Annotated in this window: 1 protein-coding gene and 1 pseudogene; both read left to right on the forward strand. The window is 73.1% G+C overall.

The genetic code is table 11. The features are described 5' to 3' along the window. Positions 1 to 6: 6 nt before the first annotated feature. A complete protein-coding gene (locus tag ACZ5C2_RS38150) occupies positions 7 to 8,592 on the forward strand; it encodes an SDR family NAD(P)-dependent oxidoreductase (RefSeq protein WP_468801510.1) in 8,586 nt (2,861 codons plus the stop codon). 74 nt (positions 8,593 to 8,666) lie between these two features. After that, positions 8,667 to 11,798 (forward strand): annotated as a pseudogene (locus ACZ5C2_RS38155) (type I polyketide synthase); the annotation flags it as partial.

Raw genomic sequence — 11,798 nt, forward strand, 5'->3', positions numbered from 1 at the left:
GTGGACGTGGACTGGACGGCCGTCTTCGAGGGTGCCCGTCCCGCGACCGTCGACCTGCCCACCTACCCCTTCCAGCGCAAGCCCTACTGGCCGGAGCTGGACCTTTCGAAGACGGTCGCCCCCAACGAGGCGGGCACCGCCGCGGACAGTGAGTTCTGGGCGGCTGTGGAGCGGGCCGACGCGGGTGCGCTGGCCGAGACGCTGGGCACGGACGAGGCCGTACTCGATCCGCTGCTGCCCGCGCTGGCCGGCTGGCGCAGGCGGCAGAAGGAGCAGGACACCACCGACTCCTGGCGCTACCGGGTCGGGTGGACACCGCTGACCGTGACGGACGCGGCGCCGCTGACCGGAACCTGGCTGGTCGTGACCTCGGACGGTGCGGAGGACGCGGCCGGGGCGTGGGCGGAGTCGGTCGCCTCGGAGCTGACCGCACGGGGCGCTGCCCCCCGTCCGCTGCGACTGGGCGAGGCCGAACTGGACCGCACGGCGCTGGCCGAGCGGCTCACCGGGATCGACGACCTCGCGGGAATCGTGTCGCTCCTCGCCTGGGACGAGCGCGAAAGCGCCGGCCTGCCCGGGCTGGACGTGGGTCTGGCCCTGACCTCGGTACTGCTTCAGGCGCTCGGCGACGCCGGACTGGCCGCCCCGGTGTGGTCGCTCACCTCCGGAGCGGTCTCGGTCGCCCGCTGGGACACGGTGACCCGGCCCGGTGGGGCCGCCGTATGGGGCCTCGGCCGGGTGGCCGCGCTGGAGCACCCCGACCGCTGGGGCGGCCTTGTCGACGTACCGGCCGAGGCGGACGCACCGGCCGCACGTCGGCTGGTCGACGCGCTCGCGTCCGGGGACGAGGACCAGATCGCTCTGCGCGCCTCGGGCCTGTTCGGCCGGCGTCTGGTGCGCGCACCGCGCCGGCCCGGCGCGGACGGCACCTGGACGCCCTCCGGCACCGTACTGATCACCGGCGGCACCGGCGCTCTTGGCGCCCGCGTCGCACGCTGGGCGGTCGGGCACGGCGCCCGGCACCTGGTCCTCGCCGGCCGACGGGGCGCGGACGCCCCCGGCGCGCCGGAACTCGCCAGGGAACTCGAGGCGCTCGGCGCCGAAGTCACCCTTGCGGCCTGTGACATGGCAGACCGTGAGCAGGTCGCTGCGCTGCTCGGCGGACTGACCGGCGGCCCCGGACACGAGGGGCCGGGTGACGCCCCCCTCACGGCCGTCGTCCACGCGGCCGGTGTACTCGACGACGGCATCCTCGACGCGCTCACCCCCGAACGCGTCGCCGCGGTCATGGCACCCAAGGCCCGCGCCGCGCGCATCCTGGACGAAGTGACCCGTGAACTCGGGATCGAACTCGACGCGTTCGTGACGTTCGCCTCCACCGCCGGTGTCTGGGGCGGGCCGGGCCAGGCCAACTACGCGGCCGCGAACGCGGTGCTCGACGCGCTCGCCGAGCACCGCAGGGCCGCCGGTCTCGCCGCGACCTCGATCGCGTGGGGCCCGTGGTCCGACGCGGGTATGGCGGACAGTGCCGCGATCGAGGCACGGCAGCGCAAGGGCGGAGTCCGCTCGCTGGCGCCGGACGCCGCCATCGCCGTACTCCAACAGGCGGTCGGCGACGGTGAGTCCACGCTCACCGTGGCCGGTGTCGACTGGGACACGTACGCGCCCGCCTTCACGGCGAGCCGGCGCAGCCCGCTCCTCGACGGCGTTCCGGAGGCCCGCAAGGCCCTCGAGGCCGCCGACGGTGACGGTCTCGCCGGCACCCCCGACTCGCTCTCGGCGCGGCTGGCCGGGCTCACCCGCGCCGAACGGGAGCGTGAACTGCTCGACCTCGTCCGCAAGCAGGTCGCCGGGGTGCTCGGCTTCGCCGCTCCCACCGACGTGGAGCCCACCCATGTCTTCTCCGACATCGGGTTCGACTCGCTCACCGCGGTCGAGCTGCGCAACAGGCTGGGCATGGCCACCGGACTCAGGCTGCCCACGACGCTGATCTTCGACCACCCGACCCCGAACGCCCTCGTGCGCCTGCTGAGCCAGGAGATCGGGGTCACCGACGACCCGCTGCCCACCACGGCCGCCATTCCGTCCGCCAACCGGTTGGGAGCCTCGACCGGCGCCGGCGGCACGAGTGACGACCCGATCGCCGTCATCGGCATGAGCTGCCGGCTCCCTGGAGGTGTCTCGTCGCCGCAGGAGTACTGGAGGCTGCTCGCCGACGGCGTGGACGCGATCTCCCCGTTCCCCGGCGACCGCGGCTGGGACATCGACGGCGTCTACGACCCGGACCCGGACAAGCCCGGGACGACCTACACCCGGCACGGCGGATTCGTCGACGCCATCGGTGAGTTCGACGCCACGCTCTTCGGTGTCAATCCGCGAGAGGCGCTCTCGATGGACCCGCAGCAGCGGCTGCTGCTGGAGGCTGTCTGGGAGGCCGCGGAGCGGGCGGGCATCGACCCGTTGTCCCTGGCCGGCAGCCGGACCGGCATGTTCGCCGGCAGCAACGGTTCCGACTACGGCGGCCTGCTGCTGGCGTCCCCGCAGGGCGCGGACGGCTACTTCATGACCGGCAACGCCGCCAGTGTGCTGTCCGGCCGGGTCGCCTACGCCCTCGGCCTGGAGGGCCCTGCCGTGACCGTCGACACGGCGTGCTCCTCGTCCCTCGTCGCGCTGCACCTGGCGGCACAGGCGCTGCGGGGTGACGAGTGCTCCCTCGCGGTGGCCTCGGGCGTCACCCTCATCTCGACGCCCGCACCGTTCGTCGGCTTCAGCCGTCAGCACGGGCTGGCCGTCGACGGCCGGTGCAAGGCGTTCTCGGACGACGCCGACGGGACCGGCTGGGGCGAGGGCGTCGGCGTGCTCGTACTGGAACGCCTCTCCGACGCCCGCCGCAACGGCCACCGGGTTCTCGCCCTGGTGGCCGGCAGCGCCACCAACCAGGACGGCGCCTCCAACGGCCTGACCGCCCCGAACGGTCCCTCGCAGCAGCGGGTCATCCGTGCCGCGTTGGCGAACGCGGGTCTGTCGGCGTCCGAGGTGGACGCGGTGGAGGCGCACGGCACGGGCACGACGCTCGGTGACCCGATCGAGGCCCAGGCCCTGCTCGCCACCTACGGGCAGGAGCGTACGGCGGATCGACCGCTGTGGCTGGGCTCGGTGAAGTCGAACATCGGGCACACGCAGGCCGCGGCCGGTGTCGCGGGTGTGATCAAGATGATCCTGGCGATGCGGCACGGGCAGCTGCCCAGGACGCTGCACGCCGAGACGCCGTCCTCGCATGTGGACTGGTCCGCCGGTGCGGTGAAGCTGCTGTCCGAGACCAGGCAATGGCCGCGCGGCGATCGTCCGCGGCGGGCCGGTGTGTCGTCCTTCGGCATCAGCGGCACGAACGCCCACGTCATCATCGAGGAGGCGCCCGCGCCTCGGGAGGAGACCGAGGCACCCGCGCCCGAGGTCGGCCTGCCCCTGGTGCCGTGGATGCTGTCCGCGAAGACGGCCGCCGGCCTGACCGGCCAGGCCGGACGCCTCCACGCGGCGACGACGGACGCGGACCCGGTCGATGTGGGCCTCTCCCTGGCCACGACCAGGGCCGCCCTGGAGCACCGCGCCGTGGCCCTTGCCCCGGACACGGCCGGACTGCGCACGCGGCTGACCTCCCTGGCCACCGGTGAGCCGACCCCGGACACCGTGACCGGCACGGCCCGCACGGGACCGACGGCCTTCGTGTTCTCCGGCCAGGGCGGCCAACGGGCCGGTATGGGCAAGGAACTCGCGGACACCTTCCCGGTCTTCGCGGCAGCCCTGGACGAAGTGTGCGCGCACTTCGACGCCTTGCTGGACCGGCAGCTTCGGGAGGTGATGAGGGACGATGCCAAGGCACTGAACACGACGGGCTGGGCACAGCCCGCACTGTTCGCGGTCGAGGTGGCGTCGTTCCGGCTGCTGGAGTCGTGGGGGGTCACCCCCGACTACCTGGTGGGCCACTCGGTGGGCGAGCTCGCCGCCGCGCACGTCGCCGGAGTCCTGACGCTCGAGGACGCCTGCCGGCTGGTCAGCGCCCGCGCGAGCCTGATGCAGGCGCTGCCCGAGGGTGGTGCGATGTGGGCGGTGCGCGCCTCGCTGGACGAGGTGAGCCCGCTGCTGGTCGAGGGTGTGTCGGTGGCGGCGGTGAACGCGCCCGGCCAGGTGGTCCTGTCCGGCGTTCGCGAGGCCATCGAGTCGGTGGCCGTCGCCCTGCCCGACCGGCAGGGCCGTTGGCTGGAGGTCAGCCACGCCTTCCACTCGGCGCTGATGGACCCGATGCTCGACGACTTCACGTCGGTGGCCGGGGAGTTGACGTACGGCCGCCCCCGCATCCCGGTCATCTCCACCCTGACCGGCGAGCAGATCGAGGAGTTCACCCCGGACCACTTCGCCGACCAGGTCCGCGGCACGGTCCGGTTCTCCGACGCGATCACCCGCCTGGCGTCCCTCGGTGTCACCCGCTTCATCGAACTCGGCTCCGACGCCACCCTCGTCGGCGCGATCGACGAAACGTGCGACGACGCCCTCGCCGTACCCCTGCTGCACCGCAAGCACCCCGAGCCGGCCGCGGCCGTCACGGCCCTCTCCCGGCTGTGGGCGTCCGGAGCCGAGGTCGACTGGGCCGCGTTCTACGGCCCGACCGGTGCGACGGTCACCGACCTGCCCACCTACGCCTTCCAGCGCAAGCCGTACTGGCCGCAGCCGCCGGTGCGCAGGCCGGGCGACGTGACCGCGGCCGGACTGGCCGACGCCGGACACCCCCTGCTGGGGGCGGCCGTCGCGCTCGCCGGGGACGACGGGTACCTGTTCACGGGCCGGATCGGTGTACGGGATCTGCCCTGGCTGGCCGATCACGAAGTGATGGGCACCATCCTCTTCCCCGGCACCGCCTTCCTGGAGCTGGCACTGCGGGCGGCCGGCGAGGCCGGCTGCGACCGTGTCGAGGAACTGACCCTGACGTCCCCGCTCGTGCTGCCCACCGAGGGCGCCGTGCGGATCCAGCTCACGGTCGGCGGGGCGGACGACACGGGCCTGCGCCCGCTGAGGCTGTACGCCCGGCCCGACGACGGGGCGGCCGACGCCCCCTGGACCCTGCACGCCACCGGATCCCTCGGCCAGGGACGCGCGGCACCCGCGTACGACTTCGGCGCCTGGCCGCCGCCCGGCGCCGAGAGCATCGACGTCTCCGGCTTCTACGAGATGTACCGGCAGGGCGGATTCGCCTACGGACCCTCCTTCCAGGGACTGCGGCGGGCCTGGCGGACGGGCGACGACGTGTTCGCCGAGATCGCGCTGAGCGAGCCGCACGCGGCCGAGGCCACGGACTACGGAATACATCCGCCACTGCTCGACGCGGCGCTTCAGGCGCTGACCTTCGTCGCACTCGACGGCAGCGGCCGCAGCAGGCTCCCCTTCTCCTGGACCGGGGTCTCGCTGCACACCCCGGGCGCATCCAGCCTGCGCGTACGCCTCTCGCAGGCGGGATCCGACGCGCTGGCCCTGTCGATCGCCGACGGAACCGGCCAACCGGTCGCCGAGGTCGCCTCCCTGGCGATGCGGCAGATCTCCGCGGACCTGCTGCGGCAGGCGCGCACCGCTCGTCCGCGGGACGTCTTCCGCCTGGACTGGCTGCCCGCGTCACCGGCCGCCGGCCTCCCGGCCCCCGCACACGACTGGGCGGTGCTCGGCGCCGACCCCCTGGGCCTCGCGGACGCACTCGCGGCCCGCAGGATCGGCGACCTGACGGAACTCCACGACGGTCCGGTACCGGCCACGGTGCTGACGCAGTACGGACCGCTCCCCACCGGCACCGACTCCCTCCCCGCCGTCACCCGCGCGCTGACCGCCGACGCGCTGTCGCTGCTGCAGCGCTGGCTCGCCGACCGCCGGCTGGCATCGTCCCGCCTCGTCCTCGTGACCCGGGGCGCGGTCGCGGCCGGTGATCCCGACGGCCCGGCCGACCCGGCGGCGGCCGCCGTCTGGGGACTCGTACGCTCCGCCCAGTCCGAGGAGCCCGGCCGCTTCGTGCTGGTCGACCTCGACGACGCCGAGCAGTCCGCCGAGGCCCTGCCCGGTGCCCTCGCCTCCGACGAACCGCAGATCGTCATCCGGGACGGCGCGGTGCGCACGGCACGCCTCGCCCGGTACACGCCGGACGGCACACTGCTGCCCCCGGCCGACGCGGACGCCTGGCGGCTGGACAGCACCGGACGCGGCAGCCTGGCGAACCTGACCCTGGCCGGGGATCCGGAAGTGCTGGAACCCCTCGGCCCGGGGCAGGTCCGGGTCGCGGTGCGCGCGGCCGGTCTGAACTTCCGGGACGTGCTGAACGCGCTGGACATGTATCCGGGTGACCCCGGACCGATGGGCGTCGAAGGCGCCGGCGTCATCACCGAGGTGGGCCCGGACGTGACCGGCTTCGCGCCCGGCGACCGCGTCCTCGGCATGTTCGGCAAGGCATTCGGACCGGTGACGGTCGCCGACCGGCGGATGATCGCCCGCATACCCGCCGACTGGTCCTTCGACCAGGCCGCCTCCGTCCCGGTGGTCTTCCTCACCGCGTACTACGCGCTGGTCGACCTCGCCAAGGTCCGGCCGGGCGAGTCGGTGCTCGTGCACGCCGCCGCGGGCGGTGTCGGCATGGCCGCGGTACAGCTCGCCCGGCACCTCGGTGCCGAGGTCTTCGGCACCGCGAGCCAGGGCAAGCACGACAGCCTGCGCGCCCTCGGCCTCGACGACGACCACATCGCCTCCTCCCGCGACCTCGACTTCGAGGCACGCTTCCGCGCGAACGCCCCGGCTGGCCGGGTGGACGTCGTCCTGAACTCGCTGGCCCGGGAGTACGTCGACGCGTCGCTGCGGCTGCTCACCACCGGCGGCCGTTTCGTGGAGATGGGCAAGACGGACGTACGCCACCCCGAGACCGTCGCCGGACAGCACCCCGGTGTGACCTACCGGGCCTTCGACCTCATCGAGGCCGGCCCCGAGCGCATCGGCGAGATGCTCGCCGAGGTGCTCCACCTCATCGGCACGGGGGCACTGCGTCCGCTGCCCGTGACGACCTGGGACATCCGCCGGGCGCCGGAGGCGTACCGGCAGGTCAGCCAGGCCCGGCACATCGGCAAGGTCGTCCTCACCCTGCCGTCCCGCCCCGACCCGGACGGCACCGTACTGGTGACCGGCGCGACCGGCGGCCTCGGCCGCTACGTGGCCAGGCACCTCGTCGAGCGGTACGGCACACGCCACCTCCTCCTCACCAGCCGACGCGGACCCGACGCCGACGGGGCGGCCGAGCTCGTCGCCGAACTCGAGAAGCTGGGCGCCACGGTACGGATCGAGGCCTGCGACGCGGCCGACCGCGCCGCGCTCGAACGGACGCTGGGGACCGTACCGGCGGAGCATCCGCTGACCGCGGTCGTCCACGTCGCCGGTGTCGTCGACGACGGAGTACTCGCGTCGCTGGACCCCGGACGCCTGGACACCACCCTGCGCCCGAAGGCCGACGCCGCCGTGAACCTGTACGAACTGACCAAGGACGCCGACCTCGCCGCCTTCGTCCTCTTCTCCGGCGCGGCCGGCACCCTCGGCGGGGCGGGGCAGGCCAACTACGCGGCGGCGAACGCCTTCCTCGACGAGTTCGCGCGCTGGGCCCGGCACCGTGGCGTACCGGCCGTGGCACTGGCCTGGGGTCCGTGGGTCGCCGACCGCGGCATGACCGGTCACCTCACCGAGACCGACCTCGCCCGGATGGAACAAGCCGGACTGCGCCCGCTCACCGAGGAATCGGGCCTCACGCTGTTCGACTTCGCCCTGGACGTCGACGAGGCCGCGCTGCTCCCGATGCACCTCGACACCTCACCGGAGGCGTTCGCCGCCGGGCCGGTGCCGCCGCTGCTGCGTCACCTCGCGGGCGGCACACCGCGCCGCACGGCGGCGGCAGGGCACGCGCCGGAGCCGGCCGCCGCACTGGCGGACCGCCTGCGGGCACTGCCCGTCGCCGATCGTGCCGAGCATCTGCTCGATCTGGTCTGCGCCCAGGCGGCGGCCGTCCTCGGACACGACTCCGCCGAGGAGATCGATCCGGACCAGGCCTTCAACGAACTCGGCTTCGACTCGCTCACCGCGATCGAACTGCGCAACCGGATGAGCACCGTGGCCGGCACCAGGCTTCCCGCCACGCTGGTCTTCGACTATCCGACACCGGCCGCGCTGGCGGAACACCTGCTGGCCGAGATCGTCACCGCCGACGACCGGACAGGGGGCGAGCCCGGCGGCCGGGCCGACGGCCGGACGAACGACCGAGCCCGACGCGGGGACATCCAGTCCCCCTCCACCACCCTCGACGAGATCGAGCGGCTGGAGCGGGCACTGGACCGGCTGACGGCCGACGACGGCACGCTCGACGACGTGGCCAACCGGCGCCTGCAGGCACTCGCCGCGAAGTGGGCCGTGGCCGCGAGCACGGCCGGCGGACCCGCGGACGGCGAGGACGCGGCGGACGCACTGGAGTCGGCCACGGCCGACGAACTCTTCAAACTGATCGACGGGGAATTTGGTGGGGCGTCTTGAGCGAGAACCGGATTGTGCGCGGAACTGAAGGATCGGCATCCGGCGACGAGCAGAAGAAGCTGCTCGACTACCTGAAGAAGGTCACCGGAGACCTGCGTCAGGCCCACCGGAGGCTGCGCGACATCGAGGCCGCCGACACCGAACCGATCGCGATCGTCGGCATGAGCTGCCGCTTCCCCGGCGACGTACGCTCGCCGCAGGACCTGTGGCAGCTCCTCCGACAGGCCGGCGACGGCATGTCCGCGTTCCCCGTCGACCGAGGCTGGGACCTGGACCGCCTCTACAGCCCCGACCCCGCCCGGGCGGGGACGAGCTACGCCCGCGAGGGCGGATTCGTCCACGACGCGACCGAGTTCGACCCGGCCTTCTTCGGCATGAGCCCCCGCGAAGCCCTGGCCATGGACCCGCAGCAGCGGATGCTGCTCCACTCCTCCTGGGAGGCCTTCGAACACGCCGGTATCGATCCCACCACCCTGAAGAACAGCGACACCGGCGTCTTCGTCGGAGCCGCCTCCACCGGATACGGCTCCCACCTCACGGAACTGCCCGAGGGCGTCGAGGGGTACCTGCTCACCGGCAACTCCATGGCCGTCGCCTCCGGCCGCATCGCCTACACGCTCGGGCTGAAGGGCCCGGCCGTCACCGTGGACACGGCCTGCTCCTCGTCCCTGGTCGCCCTGCACATGGCCGTACGGTCCCTCCGCTCCGGGGAGTGCTCGCGCGCACTCGTCGGAGGCGTCACCGTCATGTCGACACCGGGCATGTTCCTCGAGTTCAGCCGCCAGCAGGGCCTGGCCGCCGATGGCCGCTGCAAGGCGTTCTCCGACGACGCCGACGGCACCGGCTGGTCCGAGGGCGTCGGCCTGCTCGTCCTCACGCGCCTGTCCGAAGCCCGCCGCGCGGGCCATCGCGTCCTCGCGGTCGTCCGGGGCACGGCGGTCAACCAGGACGGCGCCTCCAACGGCCTCACCGTCCCCAACGGCCCCTCGCAACAGCAGGTGATCCGGCAGGCGCTGACCAGCGCGGGTCTGTCGGCGTCCGAGGTGGACGCCGTCGAGGCGCACGGCACGGGAACGACGCTCGGCGACCCGATCGAGGCGCAGGCCCTGCTCGCCACGTACGGCCAGGACCGGCCCGAGGACCAACCGCTGTGGCTCGGCTCGATCAAGTCGAACATCGGGCACACGCAGGCCGCCGCCGGTGTCGCGGGTGTGATGAAGATGGTACTGGCGCTGCGGCACGAACTGCTGCCCGCCACCCTGCACGCGGCCACGCCGTCCTCGCACGTCGACTGGTCGTCCGGCGCGGTGGAGCTGCTGTCCGAGGCCCGGGAGTGGCAGCGCGGTGATCGTCCGCGGCGGGCCGGTGTGTCGTCCTTCGGCATCAGCGGCACGAACGCCCACGTCATCATCGAGGAGGCACCGGCCGAGCCCGCCCTGGCGGAAGGGCCCTCCACGACACCGCCCGTGGTGCCGTGGCCGCTGTCCGCCCGTCAGCCCGAGACGCTGCCCAAGCTGGCGGCCCGCCTGCGCTCCCTGCTCACGGCCCACCCCGGGACCGGCCCCCTGGACATCGGCCACACCCTGGCGAACGGACGGGCCGCGTTCGAGCACCGCGCGGTCGTCCTCGCGAGTGACACCGTCTCCTCCCTTCCCGGCCTGACCGCCCTCACCGCGAACGACACGTCCGAGCAGATCGTGCGGGGGACGGCCACGGGCCGTTCCAGGGGCCGGCTCGCGTTCGTGTTCGCGGGGCAGGGTGGACAGCGCCTGGGCATGGGTGGGGAGTTGGCGGAGGCCTTCCCGGTCTTCGCCGCGGCTCTGGATGAGGTGTGCGGGCAGTTCGAGGGTCTGCGGGAGGTGGTGTCCGGTGACGCGGAGGCGTTGAGGACGACGGGCTGGGCGCAGCCTGCGTTGTTCGCGGTCGAGGTGGCGTTGTTCCGGCTGCTGGAGTCGTGGGGGGTGACTCCGGATTATCTGGTGGGTCATTCGGTGGGTGAGCTGGCGGCCGCGCATGTGGCGGGTGTGCTGTCGCTTGAGGATGCGTGTCGGCTGGTGGCGGCGCGTGCGTCGTTGATGCAGGCGCTGCCCGAGGGTGGTGTGATGTGGGCGGTGCGTGCCTCGGTGGACGAGGTGTCGCCGTTGCTGGTCGAGGGTGTGTCGGTGGCGGCGGTGAACGCGCCGGGGCAGGTGGTGCTGTCCGGTACGCGGGAGGCCGTCGAGTCGGTGGCGTCCGCCTTGTCCGACCGGCAGGGCCGTTGGCTGGAGGTCAGTCACGCTTTCCACTCGGCGCTGATGGACCCGATGCTCGACGAGTTCGCTTCGGTGGCGGGGGAGTTGACGTATGCCCGTCCCCGCATCCCGATCGTTTCGACGCTGACCGGCGAGCAGGTCGAGGAGTTCACCCCCGCCTACTGGGCGGATCAGGTCCGCGGCACCGTCCGCTTCTCCGACGCGATCACTCGCGTGAGGTCTCTCGGTGGCACGCGGTTTGTGGAAGTGGGTCCCGACGCGAGCCTGGTCGGTGCCGTCGAGGAGACGTGCGCGGGCGAGACGCTCGTCGTGTCCACGCTACGCCGTGACCGGTCGGAACCGGCCACCGCTGTCCGGGCCTTGGCCCATCTCTGGGCGGACGGCTGTCCGGTGGACTGGCAGTCCTTCTACACCCCGACCGGCGCACGGCTCACCGACCTGCCCACGTACCCCTTTGCCCGCGAGCGCTACTGGATGCAGAACCCCGAAGGCTCGGTCCCGCGCCGGGAGCAGACCACGCACGACGGCCTGCGCTACGAGGTCGAATGGCGCCCGGTCGTCGCCGACGAGGTAAGTGATGTGTCGGGTGGTTGGCTGCTGGTGGAGCGTGAGGGTCTGGTGGATCCGTGGGCGGATGCGCTGGCGGGTGAGTTGGTGGGGCGTGGGGCTCGGGTGGAGCGGTTGCGTCTTGGTGTCGACGATCTGGACCGTGGGGTGCTGGCCGGCCGGCTTGCGGAGTTCGCCGATGTCGGCACGGTGGTCTCGTTCCTGGGGCAGGACGAGGGTGAGTTTTCGGAGGGCTTGCCTGCGGGTGTGGTGGGGTCGGTGGCGTTGGTTCAGGCGGTGGGGGATGCGGGTTTGGCCGGGCGTGTGTGGGTGGTGACGTCGGGTGCGGTGTCGGTGGGTGTGGGTGATGGGTTGACGCATCCGGTGCGGGCGGGTGTGTGGGGTTTG

This window comes from Streptomyces sp. NPDC031365 (genome assembly GCF_055569765.1).